General features: G+C 44.0%; 22 protein-coding genes. 8 read left to right on the top strand and 14 right to left on the bottom strand.

The features are described from left to right. Positions 1-335 precede the first annotated feature (335 nt). From ACSLUR_RS05160 to ACSLUR_RS05135, 6 genes are all read left to right on the top strand, one after another. Complete coding sequence (locus ACSLUR_RS05160; RefSeq protein WP_448552426.1) at positions 336-1,367, top strand: heme/hemin ABC transporter substrate-binding protein; 1,032 nt, start codon at positions 336-338, stop codon at positions 1,365-1,367. Beyond that, on the top strand, positions 1,367-2,416 hold the full coding sequence (locus ACSLUR_RS05155) for a FecCD family ABC transporter permease (RefSeq protein WP_448552424.1): 1,050 nt from the start codon (positions 1,367-1,369) through the stop codon (positions 2,414-2,416). Before ACSLUR_RS05160 ends, ACSLUR_RS05155 begins: the two co-directional genes overlap by 1 nt. Further along, a complete protein-coding gene (locus ACSLUR_RS05150; RefSeq protein ID WP_448552422.1) occupies positions 2,409-3,293 on the top strand; it encodes an ATP-binding cassette domain-containing protein in 885 nt (294 codons plus the stop codon). The genes ACSLUR_RS05155 and ACSLUR_RS05150 overlap by 8 nt, the downstream gene beginning before the upstream one ends. Positions 3,294-3,365: 72 nt before the next feature. Continuing rightward, positions 3,366-4,091 (top strand): HugZ family pyridoxamine 5'-phosphate oxidase, encoded by a 726-nt coding sequence (locus tag ACSLUR_RS05145; protein WP_448552420.1) that lies wholly within the window; start codon positions 3,366-3,368, stop codon positions 4,089-4,091. A gap of 291 nt (positions 4,092-4,382) precedes the next feature. Then, positions 4,383-5,126 (top strand): MBL fold metallo-hydrolase, encoded by a 744-nt coding sequence (locus ACSLUR_RS05140; protein WP_448552418.1) that lies wholly within the window; start codon positions 4,383-4,385, stop codon positions 5,124-5,126. A 54-nt stretch (positions 5,127-5,180) separates the two neighbouring features. Then, positions 5,181-6,494, top strand: coding sequence for a DUF2252 family protein (locus tag ACSLUR_RS05135; RefSeq protein WP_448552416.1), 1,314 nt, complete (start codon positions 5,181-5,183; stop codon positions 6,492-6,494). Here ACSLUR_RS05135 and ACSLUR_RS05130 read toward each other — a convergent pair. From ACSLUR_RS05130 to ACSLUR_RS05110, 5 genes are all read right to left on the bottom strand, one after another. Continuing rightward, positions 6,478-7,413 carry a M14 family metallopeptidase gene (locus ACSLUR_RS05130; RefSeq protein ID WP_448552414.1) on the bottom strand — a complete coding sequence of 312 codons (936 nt, stop codon included), beginning with the start codon at positions 7,411-7,413 and terminating at the stop codon, positions 6,478-6,480. The genes ACSLUR_RS05135 and ACSLUR_RS05130 overlap by 17 nt on opposite strands. 113 nt (positions 7,414-7,526) lie before the next feature. Further along, positions 7,527-8,099, bottom strand: coding sequence for an elongation factor P-like protein EfpL (efpL, locus tag ACSLUR_RS05125; protein ID WP_448552412.1), 573 nt, complete (start codon positions 8,097-8,099; stop codon positions 7,527-7,529). A gap of 75 nt (positions 8,100-8,174) precedes the next feature. Further along, positions 8,175-8,729, bottom strand: coding sequence for a VOC family protein (locus ACSLUR_RS05120; protein WP_448552410.1), 555 nt, complete (start codon positions 8,727-8,729; stop codon positions 8,175-8,177). Positions 8,730-8,932: 203 nt separating this feature from the next. Then, positions 8,933-9,340 (bottom strand): DUF4019 domain-containing protein, encoded by a 408-nt coding sequence (locus ACSLUR_RS05115; protein ID WP_448552407.1) that lies wholly within the window; start codon positions 9,338-9,340, stop codon positions 8,933-8,935. A 125-nt stretch (positions 9,341-9,465) separates the two neighbouring features. After that, positions 9,466-9,600 (bottom strand): hypothetical protein, encoded by a 135-nt coding sequence (locus ACSLUR_RS05110; RefSeq protein WP_448552405.1) that lies wholly within the window; start codon positions 9,598-9,600, stop codon positions 9,466-9,468. Positions 9,601-9,743: 143 nt separating this feature from the next. On the opposite strand from ACSLUR_RS05110, the gene ACSLUR_RS05105 reads away from it, so the two are divergent. Next, on the top strand, positions 9,744-10,442 hold the full coding sequence (locus ACSLUR_RS05105) for a hypothetical protein (RefSeq protein WP_448552403.1): 699 nt from the start codon (positions 9,744-9,746) through the stop codon (positions 10,440-10,442). Between the two features lie 116 nt (positions 10,443-10,558). On the opposite strand, the gene ACSLUR_RS05100 is transcribed toward ACSLUR_RS05105, so the two are convergent. The 4 genes from ACSLUR_RS05100 to ACSLUR_RS05085 all read right to left on the bottom strand — a co-directional run bounded on the left by ACSLUR_RS05100 (position 10,559) and on the right by ACSLUR_RS05085 (position 13,121). Continuing rightward, positions 10,559-11,092 carry an SRPBCC family protein gene (locus ACSLUR_RS05100; RefSeq protein WP_448552401.1) on the bottom strand — a complete coding sequence of 178 codons (534 nt, stop codon included), beginning with the start codon at positions 11,090-11,092 and terminating at the stop codon, positions 10,559-10,561. A 641-nt stretch (positions 11,093-11,733) separates the two neighbouring features. After that, complete coding sequence (locus tag ACSLUR_RS05095; protein ID WP_448552399.1) at positions 11,734-12,486, bottom strand: sporulation protein; 753 nt, start codon at positions 12,484-12,486, stop codon at positions 11,734-11,736. Between the two features lie 29 nt (positions 12,487-12,515). Next, positions 12,516-12,809, bottom strand: coding sequence for a putative quinol monooxygenase (locus ACSLUR_RS05090; RefSeq protein WP_448552397.1), 294 nt, complete (start codon positions 12,807-12,809; stop codon positions 12,516-12,518). A 69-nt stretch (positions 12,810-12,878) separates the two neighbouring features. Then, entirely contained in the window at positions 12,879-13,121 is a 243-nt protein-coding gene (locus ACSLUR_RS05085) for a hypothetical protein (RefSeq protein ID WP_448552395.1), read from the bottom strand. Between the two features lie 212 nt (positions 13,122-13,333). Here ACSLUR_RS05085 and ACSLUR_RS05080 point away from each other — a divergent pair, with 212 nt between their 5' ends. Further along, entirely contained in the window at positions 13,334-14,692 is a 1,359-nt protein-coding gene (locus ACSLUR_RS05080) for a serine hydrolase domain-containing protein (protein ID WP_448552393.1), read from the top strand. A 3-nt stretch (positions 14,693-14,695) separates the two neighbouring features. Here the strand turns inward: ACSLUR_RS05080 and ACSLUR_RS05075 are convergent, their stop codons facing one another. From ACSLUR_RS05075 to ACSLUR_RS05055, 5 genes are all read right to left on the bottom strand, one after another. Further along, the gene (locus ACSLUR_RS05075; RefSeq protein WP_448552391.1) at positions 14,696-15,520 is read right to left on the bottom strand and encodes an SDR family oxidoreductase; all 825 of its coding nucleotides are present in this window, start codon (positions 15,518-15,520) and stop codon (positions 14,696-14,698) included. Between the two features lie 71 nt (positions 15,521-15,591). Then, the gene (locus ACSLUR_RS05070; protein ID WP_448552389.1) at positions 15,592-15,903 is read right to left on the bottom strand and encodes a putative quinol monooxygenase; all 312 of its coding nucleotides are present in this window, start codon (positions 15,901-15,903) and stop codon (positions 15,592-15,594) included. A gap of 129 nt (positions 15,904-16,032) precedes the next feature. Continuing rightward, on the bottom strand, positions 16,033-17,400 hold the full coding sequence (locus ACSLUR_RS05065) for a leucyl aminopeptidase family protein (RefSeq protein WP_448552387.1): 1,368 nt from the start codon (positions 17,398-17,400) through the stop codon (positions 16,033-16,035). Positions 17,401-17,618: 218 nt separating this feature from the next. Continuing rightward, positions 17,619-19,991, bottom strand: a complete 2,373-nt coding sequence (locus ACSLUR_RS05060; RefSeq protein WP_448552385.1) for a TonB-dependent receptor — start codon at positions 19,989-19,991, stop codon at positions 17,619-17,621. A 743-nt stretch (positions 19,992-20,734) separates the two neighbouring features. Next, complete coding sequence (locus tag ACSLUR_RS05055; protein WP_448552383.1) at positions 20,735-21,628, bottom strand: LysR substrate-binding domain-containing protein; 894 nt, start codon at positions 21,626-21,628, stop codon at positions 20,735-20,737. Between the last annotated feature and the right edge of the window lie 27 nt (positions 21,629-21,655).

Below are 21,655 nucleotides of genomic sequence, written 5' to 3'. Positions count from 1 at the left end.
GACAGGGCACTATCGACGCGAGCCAATTAAAAATTTTTATCAAAAACACTAGGGCGAATTTATTGCTATCTAGCTTCCCGCTGACGACATTTGCTTGAATGGCTCATTTCTCTACAGGTTGCTCTGAACTTATCAAAACGGTTCAGAAACTCCCTCTATTCCAAAATAACCACTTGTTGCAAATAATTCTCATTCCAATCTCGAGAGCTGTACGATAGCAATGAATGAAAATCAGATCAAATAAAAATCATTATCATTTGCGATTATTGGGTTTTGTTGTGATAATCCCCGTTATTGAATCCGCTCATAGCAAAAAAATAAACGAAGGAGGTTTTGTGAATTCTTTTCATCACAAGGCTAAAGCCCTTATAGAATCTACGACCAACGAATTTTTTCAGCACTTTGGCTGGCACACTATCAAACAAAAAATTAGGCACTGTATTAGGAATAAAACTGACCGAAGCTTTAGGCTTAGCGCCAGCAATAGCCAGTTGGCAAAGTTTGCGCATCAAGCCAAAACATCAATTTTACTGTTGTGTTTATTCACTAGCTTGCCAAGCTCGGCTGAGCGCCTGATCACTGCAGGTGGAACGATCACAGAAATTGTTTACGCGCTTGGCGCAGGCGACCAAATTGTCGCGGTTGATCAGTCAAGCACCTACCCTGCTGCTGCAACGAAATTACCCATGATTGGTTACTACCGCGATCTTGCGAGCGAAGGGGTATTAGCGCAAAACGCTGATATGCTGCTTGCCATCGAAGGGGTTGGCCGAGCCAATGTGCTTAAACAAATCGCCAGTGTCGGCGTGCAGGTTAAGGTGCTTAACAAACCAGAGTCGGTTGAAGAGCTTTATGCATTGATTGACGAATTGGCGCTAATTCTCAACAAATCCACTCAAGCCAAAGCATTAAAGGAAAAAATTGCAGCGTCACTGCCACAAAAACAGCAACTAGGCGGTAATGCGGTATTTTTGCTGTCGGTTGGGAGCCGAGGTTTAGTGGCGGCAGGCCAAGACACTGTGCCTAATTTGTTATTTGATTATTTAGGTATCAACAATATTGCTGGCGAGCATAACGGCTATAAAACACTTGGTCGTGAAGCCTTGCTTACCGCGAACCCTGACTTTATTGTCGCCGCTTCGCATAATGTGGTGAGTCTCGGCGGCAAGCAGGCGTTCTGCCAGCAAGCTGCATTGGCACTAGTTCCAGCAGCAACCAAGTGTCGATTACTGGTTGTCGACGGCCTTAAAGTGCTCGGCATGACCACACGACTTGCTGAAGCGTTAGCAGAGGTAAAAACTTACGCATTAACGCTTTATCAGCAAAAACCTGACGGACAATTCTCAACTAAAGTGAGCCCGCAATAATGAGCACAGTTGCTCAAGTGCTGGTAAAACAGCAACGTCACAGTTTTATTTGGCAGGCTGCAATTGTCGGCTTGATGTTGATACTAGCGGTAATTGCACTGGCGTATGGCCCTGCTGGCTGGGATTGGCGCTTGGCGTTTGCATGGCCATTTAGCCCAGAAACCTTTGGCTTTACCGAACTGCAATTGCAGGTTGTTATGCAAATTCGTCTGCCGCGCTTATTTATCGCCATATTAATCGGCGCGGTATTGGCACAATCAGGCACAGCAACTCAAAGCTTGTGCCGAAACCCACTAGCAGAGCCGAGTATTATTGGTATTAGCGCAGGTGCCGCGGTGTGTGCCGTTGCGGTGATCGCTTTCGCGCCGCGCTTTGGCTACTCGCCGGATATCATATTACCTTATGCCGCCTTTGCTGGCGCACTACTCACTACTTGCTTGGTATATTTGCTCGCCAACCGCAACGGCGATATGCAAGTGATCACCTTGATTCTGGTGGGAGTAGCGATCAACGCCTTAGCCATGGCCTTGATTGGTTTGTTTAGTTTTTATGCCGATGATAACGCGCTGCGCTTAATCAACTACTGGACGCTTGGTTCATTAGCGGGTGCTACTTGGCCTGGTATTTTACAGGCGCTACCGTTATTGCTGTTAAGCCTTGGCGGACTTTATTGGCGCCAATCCCAAATAAACATCTTGCTACTTGGTGAATCAGAAGCCAAATACTTGGGCATAGATACGGTGCGTTTAAAGCGCGAAATTATCGTTTGGGTGGCGCTAGGCATAGGTGCGGCGGTTGCACTTGCTGGCATGATTGGCTTTGTTGGTTTGGTTATGCCGCATATTGCTCGCTTGCTGGTGGGGCCTAACTTAAAACAAATGTTACCACTGGCAATGCTATTGGGTGCCTTAATGCTATTGCTTGCCGACTGGCTCGCTAAGGTGCTTGTTGCCCCTGCTGAACTGCCTATTGGTATTATCACAGCGCTGATTGGCGCACCGTTATTTGTTTACCTGCTGCTTGAACAGCAAAGGAGCAATCATGGTTAGTGAAAAAAGGCTGCTGGCCGAAATTAATCAATTGGTGATTAGCTTTCGCGAGCTCAATATAACACGTGGTCAGCAACGTATATTGAGTGATGCCACAGGTCATATCTTTAGTGGCGAATTAGTCGCCCTCATTGGCGAGAATGGCGCGGGTAAATCAACGTTACTGCATGCACTTGCAGGCCAAATTCCAGCAACTGGCTGTATTGAATTACATGGCAAAGCATTGTCTGATTGGCCAGTTCCTGAGCTGGCGAAGTACCGCGCGGTACTTAATCAGCATAACGCTTTGCCATTCGCCTTTTCAGTGCCAGAGCTTGTCGCCATGGGACGCTATCAGATGATTGAAAGCAATGCTGAGCGCAACGACAAAGTTGCGCGGTATATTGCTGAAGTAGAGCTATCGCATAAAGTCAGCCGCAAAGTGAATCAGCTCTCTGGTGGTGAATTACAGCGCTTGCAATTTGCGCGCTGCCTTGCACAACTTGACGCACCAGTTAAGTCGGCAATCCCTGAATCTAAAATAGATGAACTGCAAACAGCTGAGTCAAATAATCAGGAGCAGCAAGCACCAAAGCTAATGCTATTAGATGAACCGACCGCCGCGCTGGATTTACGCCATCAACACAGCTTACTTAAGTCAGTGAAGTACTTTACCGAGCAAGGCAATAGCGCCATTGTCGCCATTCACGACCTAAACTTAGCAGCCTTGTACGCAGATAAAGTGATGCTAATAAAAGATGGCAAACTGGCTTATCAAGGCAGCCCACAAGCGGTCTTAACTAGTGAAATTTTAAGCCAAACGTATCAAACCCCAATTAATGTAATGCCCTACCCACAGGCCAATGTGCCTATGGTCTACTCGGCAGTAAACCAATAAAAAAGCGCTAGCTGATGCTCGAACTAACACCAATATCAAGCAGAAAGCTCGCGACGAGTAAGGAGAAGAACAATGCGTAAGCAAGCTTTATTTGAAGCGAAACAATTTGTCAGAAGTACCGGAGTTGGTGTTATTGCCACTCACTCAAATAATTTAAAAGGTTACCCGTTTGGCTCAGTCAGCCCCTATTTATGCGACAGTGATGGCAGCCTTTACTTTTATATTAGCGATATTGCCCAGCATGCGAAAAACCTAACGCTAGATCCGAAAATGTCGATCACCATTTTTAACCAAGCTGAGCAAGGCGATCAAAACACCCAAGGTCGGGTCACTATTGTTGGTGATACCACTCCCGTGGATCCTGAGCTACAAACTGAGCTTATCGACAAGTACGTGCGCCTTTACCCAGCAGCCGAAAGCTACAAGCAGGCCCATGATTTCAAATTATGGCGATTGAACGTAAAGCGCGTTCGTTATATTGGCGGCTTTGGTAAGATTTTCTGGCTAGAAAAAGACGAGTGGCAGGCACCGGAAAGCCCATGGGACAACGCTAGTGAGCTACATATGATTGAGCATATGAATGAAGATCATCAAGATGCTATGGCCTTGATGTTAAAGCAACATTTTAACGTTGAAGACGAACAGCCAGTGATGGCGGGTGTGCTTGCTGACGGTTGTTTCTTACAAAGTAAAGAACGTAACTTCTGGCTCGACTTTGAACAACCTTGTGAAAACTCTACCGATGTTCGCAAAGCTTTGGTGAAATTAACGCACGATGCACGAGCGGCTTTAGCTTAATCAACTTTCTAATTTAGCAGCTCCCCTTTACTAGCAGCTAACTCACCGCAAAATATTGAGTTAGCTGCCCTACCCGCCAGTTATCAAACCATCTATCGTTGTCTTAGGGCTATTCTTTTGTCTGTTTTCTAATCTCATCCGACCAGAAATTGATGTTTAGTCGTGTTTTCGATAATAATATCGACATTAAAAACGGATAAAGACGCTTATCAACACATTATGACAATTAATGCGCCAGTCTCAGAAAACGACGCTTGCGTCTCAACTAAAGTCTTATCAAAGAACACTACTTTGTTTGAGTTAGCTGGCTATATTCAGTCAATTTATCTCGTCAAACAAGGTGACGAACTCTTGTTACTTGACGGCTGTTGCCGCGCCGATATTAAAGTGATTCGCGAATTTATTGAACACACTTTATTGCTGCCTTTAAGCGCATTAAAGCTGGTAGTCGTTACCCATATGCACCCCGATCATGCAGGTGCCGCTCATAAACTTCGCAAGCTAACTGGTTGCCAAATCGCCGCTGCGAACGTTGACGGTCATTGGTACAGTGGCCTTGATGGTAAGCTGATGCACTTAACCGACATTGCCTTAGCCAACTGGGTTGGGCAACGAAAAGGCAAAGGTAAGCGCAATTTATGGTACAACCCGAAACTCTCACCAGACATCAAACTTGATGATGGCCAGCCATTGCCAGGCTTTGGTGACTGGCAGGCATTATTTACTCAAGGCCATACCGACCGTGACTTATCCCTGTATCACCAGCCGACAGGCAAAGTTTATGTGGCTGATTTAATGGTGACGGTAAAAGGCCGCTTTATCCCGCCATTTCCTTTGTTTTACCCAAATCGCTATCAAGCTTCACTTCATCGTATTAAAGATCTGTCACCCAGCGGCATTATGCTGGCGCATGGTGGCGAAGTGCATCCTGATGATGATGATTATCAGCACTTATTTGAACGCGCCCCGAAAGTGCCACTCACTCATTGGCGTTCGGTAAAAATAAAGCTTAAAAAAGTGCTCTTTGCTCGCTAAGCTATTAACTTAGCTATTCGCTCGAAAAGACAATACTTTACAGGACGGCGCTTTATGGATCGCAGCACCTTTATCAGCCAATGTTTACAGCAAACCGATAACGCCCTGCCGCATGAGGGCATCGAAAAGCACCGCAAAATGGCAACCAGCCCGTTTGTTTTTTTTCGCGGCTCAGCACCTCTATTTTATGCAGATATTCAAGCGGGCAATTTAGCACTTCCCGAAGAGCTATCCTCACTGCCATTAACGAATATTATGGGCGATTGCCATGCCTCTAATTTTGGTTTTTTAACCGAAGAGGGGGCACACGGCGATACGGTAATTTTCAGCCCGAATGATTTTGATGATGCCTGTATTGGCCATGCGAGTTGGGATCTTGCGCGCTTTATTACCAGTTTGTTTTTAACACAACGTCATTGCCAAGGGATAAAAGCAGGAGAAATTTCCGCAGAAAAAGACTATTCAACCAAACCTGTTATTGCTATTGAAGATTGCCACAAAGCCGCCAATAGTTTTTTAACCCGCTATCTTGATACTTGTCAGCAGTGTATTGATTCTCCACAGCAGCGTAACCAGGCCCTTACCGAATTTACCGAGCAACACTTATTACACAAACATTGGCTTAAAGCACAATCGCGCGCCGCTAATGGCGACACTTTCTACAGCAAAAGTGCATTAGCTAAAGCCATTAATTTAACCGATGACGGTATTTGCTTTGCTAACTTGCCAGAGAAATTTGCCAAGCTTGACGAGGGTGATTATCAAGCGCTGTACCAACAATTTAGGCCATATGTTGACGATCACATTCACGATATTGTCGCCCGCTTAAACGCAGGTACTGGCTCAGTAAATATGGGTCGCTACTACTTATTAGTTGGCCCGAAAACATCGCCACAAAGCCAGTTATCACTCTGTCATATTGTTGAAGTAAAGCAGCAACGTAAAGCCGCACCACTCGCTTATTTTGACGACTTATCACCGGTAAATCAGCTTAACGCTGCGCATCTTACGGTAAATTGTCAACGCCGGATGCAGCGCAACCCAGATTTGGTGCTCGATGAAGTTGAATGGCAAGGGCATCATTGGTTAGTGCGCTCTCGCCACCATGCGAAAGTGGGCATCAAACCTGAACACATTGGCTTAGGTAAAAAAGCGACGAGTAAACAAGGCTTTGTGCAATACGCACAGTCATGCGGTCAGGCGTTGGCATTGGCTCATTGTAGGGGCGATCGTCGCTCAACCCTATTTGAGCAAGCGGTTGTAAATACGCTGCCAGAAGTGACCAGCAGTTTAATTAATGCTTGTCAGCACTATGCCGAGCAAGTTCAAGCAGACACAAAAGCGCTTAACGTTATGCTCGCTCAATAACATAATCCAAGCCACTCGTAATCGCTGCCACTTGCGCCAAAATACAATTTTCATCGTCGACTTTCGGGCTGTCTGGGTAAACTTCCGTTGTCGTCGCGAAATTGGCGTTGGCAAGCCCAGCACATAAACCTAACTTTTTGTAGGCATAGTTAATCACGCCGTGTTGCTCTAATGGCGCGCCGATAATCTCACCATTTTCGTCAGCAGGCGCGATATGAGTAACTTGAGCAACAGCGGCAATAATAGCTTGCTGAAATGCTGGCTGTGGATTTTCGCTATCCCCTACCAAGTAAAAACCATCAGGAATATTCCAGTTGGTTTGGGTAGCCCCTTCACGCGCAGCAAGTGCTGGTCGAAACTCACTGTTATCAGAATCTGTAGTTTCATGCAGGTCAATATGAATATCAAACTTACCCCCTAAACTTGCGACATAAGCCATGGCCAACGCCGACTCTTGCGCAGGGCTTTCTTCATAAAACGAGCGATTTGGATCAATCGCCTCAGGATTCCAGCGATTAATGGTTTCATAACCCCAAGGGCTTAAACACGGTAGTACCAGAATATTATAATGGGCAGCGTAATCAGCCATTTTGGTTTCGGCAAAACGTATCGCCCCTTGCACACCGCTGGTTTCATAACCGTGCACACCACCGGTGACTAAAACCGTTTTTTTCTCATTTGACCAGTTTGCGCTTTTAATTGCCCACAACTTGTAGCCACCTGTGTGATAGGCCAAAGTGCCATAGCTTTCAACATGAATTTCGGCATTACTTTCGACAGTTAAGTCGCTCGCTAGTTTATTAATTTTAGCTTCAACTTCATCCTGATAAGAGCGCTTAACTGACTGGTTTTCAAGCCATAAAGCGCGCTCCTCGTCGCCCCATTTCTGGCCAAGTTTGCCAATTGGATACTGTGACATGATCTATTACCTTTTTCTTTTGTTTACGCGATATAACTAACGCATAGTGTTTTAGGCAAGAAAAAGCGAGCACATGGCTCGCTTTCGAATATTTTACATTTATGCCTGCTTAGCTACTTGTCAGCACGGCTCATAAAGCGTTTTTCTTCCGTATTTACTTTAATGCGATCACCGTTAGAAATATGCTCTGGTACCTGCACGATTAGACCCGTTGATAAGGTGGCAGGCTTGGTACGAGACGTTGCTGATGCGCCTTTAATTGAAGGGTCAGTTTCAACAATATCTAACTCAACACTCGATGGTAAGTCTACGCCTACTGGGCTGCCATCAACCAAAATGACTTGCAAACCTTGGGTGCTTTCGTCGATAAATAGCACTTCCTCAGCAATTGACTCTTTGTTCATGTTGTAAGGCGTGTAGTCTTCATTGTCCATAAACACATACTCGTCACCATCAATGTATGAAAACATTGCAGGACGACGCACTAAGTCAGCCATGTTCAACATGTCTACATCTTTAAAGGTTTCATCAACTTTTTGACCAGTAACCACATTGTACATACGCATTCTGTACAAGCTACCACCAGCGCGACCTTGAGGAACAGAGCGCTCAATATCTTTAACAAAATAAACGCCACCGTTGTATTCAATTGCCGCGTTCTTCTTAATTTCACTCGCCTTTGGCATTGTGTAGATTCCCTTATTTAAAAAGCAGGTATTTATAACTGGCGCAACGTTAGCATAAAAATTTACTGATTACGATTAACGGCGAACGCGATGAATAAACTCTAGGCGGTTGCCACTTGGCTCACGAATCATCATATGTTTCGTTGGCCCTTTTCCAAGGTTTTCTGGCGCAAATTCAATTTTTACACCTGGTGCTGATTTTAGCGTTTCGTGGAGTTGATTTAACTTGGCTAAGCTGTCTACCTGAAATGCTAAATGGTGTAAGCCAACATTAGTTTTACGGTTGAATGGCGTTGCCTGCTCACCATTAGTCGTTTGCCATAACGTAACAGTTATCGAGCCATTATTTAAAAAGTAGGCGGGATAGTCTGAATCTTTACCTAGCACTTTAAAACCCAGCGTTTCAGTGAAAAATGTTTTTGAGCGCTCAAGATTAGAAACCGCAAGCCCTACGTGATCAACACCACCAATTGGGCTCGTTTGCTGGGCAACCTGCGCTTTTGGCTCAGCAGCATAAGCCTTAGTGCTGCAAACAACGGAGATTGCAGCACTAATAAGTCCAGCAGTAATCGCACCAGTAAAGACACTGGCAGTACCTAGGCGGTTTAGGCGAAAAAGATTTGTTTTCATCGGTGATCCCTTAGTTATAATTTTCCGATAAGAACAGTTTAGTTAAAAAATATATTCAACTACTTGATGAGTATGCGATGACTGGCTGGCTTTTTCCGACCAATGGTTATTACGAGTGAATTTCTCAAGGAGCCATTTTGTTCCAGCTAAAGTTTTTTTTGACAGCTAAAATCAAGTGCCGTGAAGAAGCAGTCTTATACACACTATTTAATAAAGTAACCAATTGCTCGCCAGTCGCCGCTGCTCTTAGTCAGAGTCAAAGTTTCGATGGCTTTCGCTTTATGCTCAAATTGAGTCTGAAAGGTGACTACCAGGTAGTCACCATCTGGGGCACCTGGCAGAGCTCTGTGGCTTTGTTTGGAATATGGCTCACGTAAGAGCACCTTGCCTAAAGGTGCTCTTACACTATTAAGCGCTTGTTGCCATTTTGTTGCTGATAACTGGCTTTTAAACAGCTCATCGGCCTGCTGCCAGCTCTGGCTATATTGGCCAGTATCAATTAGCTGCAACCAATCTTTACCGGCATTGATACCTGCACTAGCTTCCTCATTTGCAAATGCACTCGCAGCCAAAGACAGACTTAGCATTAAAATGAAGATAAATTTTCTCATCGTAATTCCCTTTATATTTACTTTAGGCTAGCGCGATACAACTAGCGCGCAACCTGCGCAATGACAAAATTAAGCCTAGTTTAATAATTCTCGTCCGGCAAAATCACGAACTAAACAGTAAATTTCTAGACCGCATTATTAAGCGATGTTGAAATTGTCGATAAATCGGTTGCATTGCCTGCTGACTGTTCGCACAGGCTATTAACCTCATCTACTTGCACCACCATGTTGTTAACCTGACTACTGACATCTAAGGTCACGGTAGATTTTTCTATTTGAATTAATACTATGCGCTAAACATTGCTTAACTTGACTTAGCTTGCTTTGAAAAAAATCTACCGGACTTTATATAACCGTCTATTCTTTATTGGCGGTACCCAAACGGATCACAGGAGACTGATAAATGAACATTTGTAAATTTGGATATGCAGTACTCGTCGCACTAGTAACAATAATAGGACAAGCACAAGCTAACTTGATTGTCCTAAATGAAACTGACTTTCAAGCCAACATAGGTAGTGTTGTTGTCGAACAAGAACTCTTTTTAACTAATATTGCAGGTGCGCCAAGCATAACCTTTGATTCTGGCGTGACCTCTGTGGCTGTAGGTGGTAACCCAACGTCATTTGGTGATAACAGTATTATTGACGATACGGCTTTTGGTGATGGTGATGGCGAATTTGTGAGTGCTGTCGGCCCCGCTGGCGTTTCGCCAAACTCAATTACATGGACTTTTGACTCTGATATTACTGGCTTTTTTGGAAGCTTTGAGTCAGTGACTTTTGTTCGTATGCAGTTTCTTGATGCATTGGATAATGTGCTAAGAACCGTCGATTTCGAGGATGTTTTTCCACCAAACCCTACACAGGGATTAGACGGATTCCTTGGCTATATCAATACTGCAAACCCGTTTAATCAAATTCAATTTACCGCATTACCCGGTGTAAACTTTGAAATATTCTCGGTAAATTCTTTCCAGTTTACCGATGGTACACCAGTGCCAGCGGTCGCAGTCCCCACACCAACGAGTCCACTGCTTTTCTTAATTGCTTTCATATCTGTACTTCTAGTTTCACGACAAAGTGGAGGCACACCAAGTTAGTGGTATATGACATATATTTGGAACAAGCCTAAAAGAGGTTTAACATCTAGTTAAGCCTCTTTTACTTGCAAGCTGATTCAATTCGAACAATGCCAGCAAAAACTAATGGGCATGTTCTACTCTTCCATTATCACTTTCAAATTCTCCAAGCCAAACTGCAGGTCATCACCAATCACTTGTTTAAAATCGATAAATAAAAACATGAGATTCATTGGGTAATTTAAATGCCCTTGAAAGCCCCAGCTAACTTGAGTTTCTGACCTGCTCACCGCTTCGGTGGTCATATAAGCGGGTGAAGTCGCCTCAAATGGTTTGATAAACCTAAGCTCATAGTCAATTTTTTCTCCTTCTTGGATAGCAATAATTTCTTGCTCACCAGTGCCGACATCTGGGTGCTCTGACTCCCAGCGAGAAACAAAGCCAACTTGTGCATCGTCGCCACGAAAGGTTTTTACCATGTTGGGATCAATTTGCGCCCACTTACTATAAATATTTTGATTTTTTAAATACTTTACGTAATCAAATACTTCTGCTTTAGGCTTGTTAATAATGACTTGTCGCTCTACTTCGTAGCTATTGGGTAGGAATAAGGCAACGATTAACGGAAATGCGATAATAGCGCCAATAATTAAAATGAGCTTTTTTAACATGATTTGAACATCCCGTTTCAATATTAGAATTGTTTTGGCTTGATATATGCTGAATCTAGTTAGCTTTGCTTCTTAGCAGTAAATATTTGTTATTTAAAGAACAGTTTCGCCTAGCCAACCCAGCAATCTAAAATTCAACAAGATCTGACGTATAAAGCCAATATTGTTTTAGCAGTTTGGTTGAGCAGTATTTATTTTGCAAATTTAGGTGAAATAAATGCACTTAGAAATGAACAGACAGGCGGTTATTTACCAGTAAAAAAATAGGCTTCATCCTTGAAGCACAAAGGAAGTGCGAAAAAGATAAAACGCACTGGGGTATTGGGAGAAAAAATTCATTCAAAAACACTTCGCTAACAATCGCTCGCGTTTAATTTGCGTAAAAACGTCTGCTCGCTTGGTACTGATACTATTGACCTAGCATTTGTGAAAATACTTTCACATTTTTTTATTCTTTTACCAATTACTGTAAATCCTTTAAAAACTTCCCGTTTAGTGGCTGAGCTTTGCTATTCTCAGCACTCGAAAAGCCGCCTATTCAACAACATTAAAAAAAGCGCGTTGCATCAAGCTAACGCGCTTTTTTACTATTAGTTTTTTACTACTAACGGTTAGATTAAACTCGATAGAGTTAAGTGTTTCTAAGCTAGCAGTCGCTCTACATAGGGGCGAACGGCACTTACTGTTGTGCAATGATTGGGAATAGAAACACTGCGGTAGCCATCGCCTAAAAATGCGCGGTCAATTTCAATTAATACGTCCGTTTCACTGCCGTTATCAACAAAAGTCACTTCCAGTTCGCGAGCGCCAAATAGCGAACGACTTTGCGGCTTAAACTCATATTCTTGGTAGCAAGGTAAGTGAGAAGCAAAACCATGCCCACGTACCTGCCCTGCTTCAATATCAATTTTAAATAATGAGTAGCCGCTTTGTTCCACTAACTCTAACACCGCTAATTGCGTGGCTGAAGGGTGAATAAACAAGCTGTCTTTATCTGAGCCGTCTAATCCATTTTTAATGTCTAAGCCGGTTTGCAGCCAAACTTTTGAAACATGTTGGCCAAACAGCTCAGTCGCTGGTGTTTCTGGGTGCAAGGTTAAAGTAAATTGACGGGTAATGACTTCACCCGGTGCAACCGTAATATTGAGCTCTTGATGCCAATGCTGCAGCACAATGCTTTTATTGTAAGTCACTTCTTCATCACCAACATCCGCTTCGGCTTTAGCCTGTGCCATCACCGCAAGTTCTAGCCCGTTTAGCTCTTGCGCAACTTCACCACCAGTAATGACCACTTCAACATCGAAGTCATCGCCAGCGCGCATTGTATCTGACAGTAAAATCGCATCGACTTTTGCTTTACCAATACCAACACTGGCTAATAGTTTCTTTAACATGATTAATTCCTTAATTTGACTAGAACGCGTTAATCGCTCACTTCACTTAAATCTATAATTTGATAGTGCCTTGTAACATTTTGGCTGATCTTACCCCAATGGGACTGCTTTACTCGGATTTGGTGTTGTTCGAACGCCGCTTGATCAACAAATTCTTCATACACATTAAATCGGTTCGCATATTGTTGCGCGGGCTCGATATTAAAGACCAAGCAGCCGGGTTCAGCTCTGGTCACTTCGATATGGCGTTCAAGCGCTTCTTTAACTAGGCTCAATTCACTTAAAGGCACTTCAATATAGCCTTGTAAAATTACCTTGGACATGGGGATTGGTACCTTTTTGACGTTGTTGTTATGGCAGTTAACGCTTTGATTAGTATACGAATGGTTGAATTAGCTAAAACCATTAAACACCGCAATTACAACAATGGTACCAATAAAGGTAACGACGCCAGTAAACAGGCAATGGTTTTTCATTTGCTGCGATACTGGGCTTCTTGGATACGTACCTAAACTCATCAGTTTTAACACGCTAAAGCCTACCCCGTAAAAAAGACGATCAGCTATAAGCTCAACCACAATGTAGCGAACAAGACTCATTATAAATCGACCAATAGGTGCTAGTGCTTCTTCCATAATCTTCCCTGCCTGATATTTCTTTTGGCTAGTTATTTATCTAGCCACCTCTTTATCTAGTTAACTGTATAAGGGGGGCTCATTATTTTTTCAATGGCTGAAATTGTAAAATAAATTGACCACAGCAAAGACATTCTAATGTGTAACTTTTTATTTTGTTGACTTGCCGTTAGAATGAGCGGCTTTGTTAATCATTCGCTGAGTTTCGTTTGTTGTCTTTAATTCACTTATCTTGTCGTCGCCCTATTGTTAAGCTTTCAGGTGTTAACCCAAAAAGCCTAATACAATGGCTAGGCGCGCTATCGCTAGGCTTGATGGTAAATGGCTATGCTCAAGCAAACGAGGCAAGTTCAAAGCAACGAGTACAAACGCAGTCAATTACTAGCTTTAACAACACATTAGCAAGAAAAGTTAGGCATACGCTCGATAAATACAGTATTCCCGGCGGTGCTTATGCCATTGTCCGCGGCGACCGTATCGCAGCAATTGAAACCTTTGGTCATATCAACAAAGAAAAAAGCCAAAAAGTGAATTACAGTACGGTGTTTCGATTAGCGTCAGTGTCGAAACCTTTTGCGGCAACACTCACCACCATGTTGGCACATGAACAAAAGCTATCGCTGAACGACCCGATCACAAAATACGTTCCCCATTTTCAATTAAAAACTACGGGGAAAGCAGAAAAGATAAAGCTCAAACACATTCTCAGCCATACCAGCGGCTTAATGCCAAATACTTACGATAACCTACTCCATGAAAAGTGGAGCATGGACAAGGTGATAGGCCGTTTTAATCGCCTTGATCCCATATGTGAGCCAGAAAAGTGTTATGGCTATCAGAATATTGCCTATGGATTTTTGCAACCGGCCATCGAAGCTAGCCAAGAAAAGAGCTATGCCGAGCTGCTCGAAGAAAAAGTGTTTAAGCCGCTAAACATGGCCAATGCCAGCGTTGGTATTGGGGTGTATCGCAATAACAGCAACACCGCGAAGCCTCATATTTTACGCAAACGTATTAAAACCGGTAAAAAAGACAAACAAGGTAATGCCATCAGGCGTTATGTGTGGCGTGAAGTTTATGTTTCACCTGATTACTACAAAGTTGAGCCTGCCGCTGGCGTAAATGCCAGTATCACCGATTTGGCTAACTGGTTAATTGCCAACCTAGGCCACAAACCAGAAGTGCTTTCACCGGCATTGTTGGCGGATTTGACCACGCCACGTATTCGCACTCGCAAAGACTTGAAGCGACGCCACTGGCGCTCACACCTTAAAGATGCCCACTATGGTTATGGCTGGCGCGTTTATCAATTTGATGATTACCCGATTATTTACCATTCCGGCTGGGTTGAAGGATTTCGCGCCGATATTGGCTACTCGCCTGACTTAGGTGTGGGATTTGCGATACTAATTAATGCTGAGTCTAATGCGATTAATAAAATTTCCAGCGATTTTTGGGCAAGTGCAGATAAAATTGCTGTACCCCAGCAGGCCAATAATTTCGCTCAAACAACAGAATCACACAACCAAGCTAAAAGGCATGAAGGCAAAGCATTTGCCAATCACTTTTAGCCTTTAGCCTTTAGACAAAATGCTATCTAGCCAGCGTGTTGGCAGCAGGCGCTTGAGGTAAGCAAACAAATAGGTTGGGAAAGTGACGCGATAACGAACTTTCGGGCGCTGACTTTCTAGCGAATGAATCAATGCTTTAGTCACGGCAATCGGTTCTAAAGCAAATTTTGCATTCGACTCTTCTGCCGCCAAACGCTCTAGCTGCTGTTCATAGCTAGCACGGTGAATGCTGTTTTCAATATCAATATTGGCCTTAAAGGCTTTTAGCGCGTTCGCACGAAATGCGGTATTAATAGGCCCCGGCTCAATCAATATCACTTTAATATCAGTATCTAGTAGCTCAAGGCGTAATGTATCGGTTAGCCCTTCCAGTGCATATTTTGACGCGTTGTAAGCGCCGCGATAAGGCATCGAAACAAAACCAAGCACTGAGCTACATTGAATAATACGGCCATGCCCCTGCGCGCGCATTATTGGTAAAACTTGTTTGGTCAGTTCATGCCAACCAAAAACGTTGGCATCAAATTGCGCTTTTAATGCATCGGTTGGTAAATCTTCTAATGCCCCCGGTTGACCGAATGCGCCGTTATTAAACACATAATCTAGCGTGCCACCAGTAATCGCTAAAATCGCCGCCAAAGTGCTAGATATCGAGTCTGTATCGGTATAATCAAGATGGAAGGCGTTGAGCCCTTTTGCTTGTAACACCTCTATATCTTCAGAGTTACGCACGGCCGCAAATACTTGATAGCCACGAGCATCTAGCGTTAATGCCGCATGTAAGCCAATACCGGACGAACAGCCGGTGATCAGAATCGATTTAGTCATATTAATCCAAATTAAGTGTTTAAAAATCGACTGGTTAAAGCCAAAAGTTTAAATAAGTGCGACAGGCAACCTTAGATCACTACTTGCGTCATTTCTGCAATAGTAAATGAAGCGACCGCCCCTTCCACTGCTTTTAAATAAGCTTGCAACGCTTCAGCCTCCATATGTGCTTGCCAACTTGTTCTATCTTGCCATGTTTCATAGAACATAAAGTGCGCGGCGTTCTCATTGTCTTGATGTAAGTCGTAGCGTAGACAGCCGTCTTCCGCCAATGTTGGTTTGATCAATTTCTTCAACTCAGATTTCACCAGCTCAATATGATCAGGCTGGGCATAAATATGAGCAATCACCGTTAGTGGCTTAGAGCCTTGTGAAAGTGGCATGGCCTAGTTCCTTGATACCAATTAAAATTGTTGGATAGATAAAAAAAGCGACAGGCTTATGTTAGCCTATCGCTTTATAACTTGCTGCTTTTTCTTACGATTTTTACTTAGCTAACAGCTAAACTAAAATTAACTAAAACGTGATTGTAAGTAACTAAATACCGCGCGAATACCAAAGGCTTCACCACCTTTTGGTCGGCCCGGCAAGGCACGAACGTTGTAGGCCATCACATCAAAGTGACACCAGTCAGTCTCTTTCGGTAAAAACTCTTGAAGATAAAGCGCTGCGGTAATCGCGCCGCCAAATGGGCCATTGGCACAGTTGGTCATATCGGCAATATCACTTTTTAGCATATCGCGATAAGCTTGGTGCAACGGCATACGCCATACTGGGTCTTGCACGCCTTCACCTGCTTGGCTAATACCGTTTGCCGTTTCATCGTTTGTCGCAAAAAAGCCTGGTAACTCAGTACCTAAGGCGACACGCATCGCACCTGTTAAGGTGGCAAAGTCGATAATAAGTTCAGGCTTTTCATCTGCTGCATCGGCTAATGCGTCACATAACACTAAACGCCCTTCCGCATCGGTATTATCAATCTCTACATTTAAGCCAGTGCGGGTGGTGATCACATCGCCCGGTCGAAAGGCATTACCAGCAATAGCATTTTCAACTGCGGGGATCATCACCCGCAATTGCACGTTTAAACCAAATGCCATGATCATCCGCGCTAAGCCGAGGACATGAGCTGCGCCCCCCATGTCTTTCTTCATTAAGCGCATACCTGAGGCTGGTTTTACGTCTAAACCGCCACTATCGAAACATACACCTTTACCCACTAAGGTCACTTTCGGTGCATCACTGTTGCCCCAACGTAAATCTAATAGGCGCGGTGCATGACAACTAGCGCGACCAACCGCATGAATGGTTGGGTAGTTCTCTGTCAATAACTCGTCACCAACAACTTCACTAAAGCTGGCACCAAATTCTTCTGCTAACGCCTGACACGTTTGCGCTAAATGCTGCGGCATCATATCGGCTGCTGGCGTATTGACTAAGTCACGCACTAAAGCAGTGGCTTCACTTAGCTTAATTGCGTCATCCACTAATGCCTGCTCACCAACAGCTAAGACAGGCAATGTTTTCGCATTTTTATCATTGGTAAGGTAGCGGTCGAAACGATAGCCACCCACACACCAACCAAAGGCAACCGCTGATTTATTGGCTTCATCCGTTTCCAATAAGTACTGACCGGCAGGTAGCTTATTGACCAAATCGCCACAAGCAAAGTATTCGCTGGCATCATTAACCACCATAACGGCGGCCGCTAAGCTACCCAACTCATTTGGAATTGTAGCTGCACCTTTGCCCTGATAGCCTGTAGTTGCAAGCCAAGCTTGCGTTGCTGCGGTTTGTTTAGCCAGCCATGCATCATATGCATCAATAGTCAGCACGTATAATGGAATGCCCGTGCTTTGCGCGTTAATTAGTTGTGACATAAGAATTCTCTGATTAGATGTTCTTTATAAAAATTAGTGCAACGTTAAACAAATTGCAGGCAGAGGTAAACGGTTGATGATGAAGAAACGAGTAGTTGAATGCTTTCTCTTCTACCTAGAAAGCAGATTCAATGATTTAAGCAATGAAAATTACTGCGTTAACAAAAAAAGGGAGCGACTTACTCGCTCCCTTTTTTCGCATTTAAAGCGACTTTAGGTTAAAACGATTTTCTAAAGGTTACGCCAAAAGTACGCGGCTGATTAGTGCTAAACCCTAAACGAGCGCGGCCACCACGCTCACGATCAAGTGCTAAATTAGCATTTTCATCGGTTAGGTTGTTAATGTAAGCCACTAATTCCCAGTCTTCATAGATTAAGCCAGAGCTAACATTTAGCACTTGGTAATCATCAAGCTCAATGTCTAACTCAGTCACTTCAGTACCTGTTGCCCCGCCAAATGCTAGGCCAGACACAAAATTACCGGCACCTGCTACCTGGTCACTCGGCTGAGTAATTCTATCACCAACGTATTGCAATGACGCAGAAACATAAGTGTATTCAGAGCCAAACAGTGGCTTGGCTAAGTCATAAGTACCCGCAATTGAGAATTGCACCTCAGGCACTGATGCTAAACGGTTACCGTCTTGCACCCCACCTAATACTTCACCCGCGGAGTTAAGTACCGTCGAGTCAAATTCCGCCTCTAATACTGAGCCAGAAAGGGTTAGATATAGCTGCTCGGTTGCTTGGCGTGTCACTTCAAATTCAACACCTGCGGTATGCGCTTCAGGTACGTTAAATGAAATACGTGATGAACATGAGCCCGCATCTAAGGTAACTTGTAGGTTATCAATGTCGGTATAGAACACAGCAACATTAGCGCTCCACTTTTGCGTTTGTGCTTTCGCGCCAACTTCATAGTTGACTAGCTCTTCGTCGTCATAAGACTGGAAGTCACCAAACACGGCTAAATCTTGCGGATCACACAAGCTGCGGTTAAGTGGGTCGTTAACACCACCTAAACGGAAACCTTGTGAGATTTGCGCGTTCAGGTTTACCGTTTCGTTTAAGGTGTAGTTTGCAATTAGCCTTGACGTGAAACCGTCTGACTCGGTTGAGTCAACTTGATCATCACCATTAGAGAACACACCACCTGTAGTAAAGCGTCGAGTTTCTTCATAATCGTAGAAACGAGTGCCTGCAGTTAGTACTAAGCGATCGCTGACATCGTAGTTAATTTCCGCAAAAACAGCCACTTGCTCTAAATCATAAGGCAATACGGCATTGTAAGGTGAATCACTTGGGAAACCATTGGCTGTCGCCGCAGCAACGCCTGCACCTAGTGCTTGGTCAGTAAAGGCATCGTAACCTGGCGTTGGTAAAAACTGGCCGTATTCTCGTTGAGTGTCTGAATAAAATGCACCAACTAACCACTGAAACGCGCTGTCGGTGTTTGAGCTGAATCTTAACTCAAAGGTATCTTGCTCGATATCCGTGCGATCTTGTAAGTTTGACGGTAAAACAAAAGCTTCTTCAGGAAAGCCTAAATCAATACTGATGCTACCGGTTAGCGCACTGGCATCGCGACTGACTAAAATTTCGCGATCTGTGTAGCTATAAACAAAGGTCGCATCAAAGGTATCTAAATTCAACTCGGCGGTTAAATCAACAATCGTGGTATCGTCTTCAAAGCTTTCATCTAGTAATAAAAACTGCTCACGCTCGCTAAAATCAATTGCAGTGCGTGTTGTGGTAAACGGGTTAGCATAAAGGTTAAATGCTTCCTGACGATTAAAGCCATCGGTTTCAATGCTTTGGAAAATCACCCGTGGTGTGATCGTCAGGTTATCTAACGGCTGCCATTTTAGTGCGATACGACCACCGGTGCGATTACCACTGTTCACATCATCGTCTTTGCCATCAGGTGTGAAAGCATCAATAAAACCTGCATATTCGGTTGAATAGGCAACGGCGCGAAGCGCTAAAGTATCATCCACAAGCGGCACATTGATCATACCTTTAAGGTGACCGCCAGCTTCACCGTCTGTTAGTTTATTAACATTACCTTCAAATGAGCCTTCAAAAGTATCTAACTCTGGCTGGTTGGTAATGTAACGTACGGTACCGCCAATTGAGCCTGAGCCAAATAGCGTACCTTGCGGGCCACGCAGGGTTTCAACGCGGTTTAAATCATATAAATCAATATCAGGGGTAAATAGTGATAAAGAAATCACGCTTTCATCAAGGTAAACCCCGACCTGCTCTTTTACACCGGGTTGGTCACGAACAATCTGACCGGCAGAGACACCACGAAGCGCCACTTGGCTTTGCCCTGGCCCTAAGTTTTGAATAGTAAGACCCGCAACATTACGAGAGAGCTCTTCGAGGTTAGTCGCACCAGCACGTTCAATATCCGCTTGGGTTTGCGCGTTAACAGAGAATGGTACTTCTTTAATACTGGCAGCACGTTTGGTGGCGGTTACAACGATTTTTTCAACTTCGTCGCTGTCGTTTTGCTGTGCATACACTGGAGAGGCCAATGTCCCTAAGACCGCGCTGATCAGCGCAGGCAACTTGGCTTTTTTATACATGTTTTACTTCTTCCTTCAAAGGTTACTAACTAACACCTTTCAGATAACGAGTGGAATTCCCCCCTGAAAAGTCAATACGCTATCGACTTGTTATTGTTTTTATTGTGTTGATTCTAGGGCGTGTTGATCTTTCAGAGTTGGTTTTGCAGCAGTCTGTTTGACTTTTATACAAGGCGGCATTTGTGCAGTGTAGTTACTCTCCATAAATAAATGCCAACACAGTAGAAAATTCAAACAGACGCTGCCCCTTTATTTTGTGTTGAGGGGGTTCATCTAAACGCTTCCTGCTCATTGTTGCTCGCGTTTTGCATAGAACGACTATGCGACAAAGCGAGCGCCGCGATCAGAAAGCGTTTAGATTGAACAAAATTCAATCTCGAAAGTTCAACACGCCCTAACATTTAGAGCTAAGGTTCTAATGTTGAGCGCTCGATAGATATAAATGAAAAAAATTCACCTTGCAATCATTATTTACTTATTTTCATCTTGCTAAGTCGTTGATAAATAATTGTAAATCATGATTCGCAAAATTTACAATTATTTAAGAAAGGCGCACAAAACTAGTGAATGATTGCTGTAACCGAGCCTGTAGAATGAAGATAACAGCGAATAATAGGACCCAGAGAATGTGTGTTCAGAACCCAATCTAATAGCGATTGAATTTAGCGTGCGCTAGCTGCCAATATGAGAGCTTGATGACGCGAGCAACAGCACCAAAGCAAACATTTGAAGCTCGAACACTACTAACTATTTGATTCAATAATCCTGCTTGTAAGTGCCTGTAGCCCCTTACCTTTGTTGACGACTTTCCATGCTAAATAACAATCAGCCTCAACAGGCGCATTTTCTGAGGGAATAATCACTAATGCTTTCTGGCTGACTAACTCGGCAATTCTGGCTTGTGGTAAAAAGCCAACGCCGAGACCCGCTTTAATGGCAGCGATTTTTTGATGAACGCTGGTAACGTAAAAATGTTGGCTCTGCTCAATTACATTACTGGTCCACGGAATCGCATTACGGGCAGAATCATGCACAATTACTGTACGAAAATCTTCAATATCCGTGGTACTAACCGGCTGAGATAAACGCGCAATAGGATGATTTGGTGCTGCCACTAACACTTGCGATAAGCTCCCCAGTGAAAATGTTCGAATACCTTGATGATTTGGCACAGGTGAAGGCGCACCAATCACTAAATCCACCTTATCTTCTTGTAAGGCTTCCCATGTGCCATTCATTACATGCTCGCTAATATCGACCTCAATATTGGGGTAGTCAGCCAAAAAGCCAGCCAAGGTATTCATCAGCGGCTGGCAATCTAAAATAGAGTCGATACCGATACGAATTTTCGGCTCCCAGCCATGTGCGATGGTTTGTGCCTGCTCGCTAATTTTACTGACGGCGCCAAGCACTTTTCGCCCCTCTGCCAGCAAATGTCGGCCTGCGGGCGTCAGCACAGAGCGGCGGCCTTGACGGACAAACAAGGTAATGGACAGCTGTTCTTCAAGCTTTTGAACGATATAAGACAGCGCCGATGGCACTTTGTTTAGCTGCTCTGCCGCGGCTGCAAAGCTGCCACGATTATCGATAGCATCTAGCACTAGTAAAGCTTCTAAGGTGATCGGGCTTTTATACATTTTTACTCCATTGATTAGGCGACACCC

Source organism: Thalassotalea montiporae, from assembly GCF_053485855.1.
Note: the sequence above shows the minus strand (reverse complement) of the source record. Positions and strands in the feature narration are given on the sequence as shown.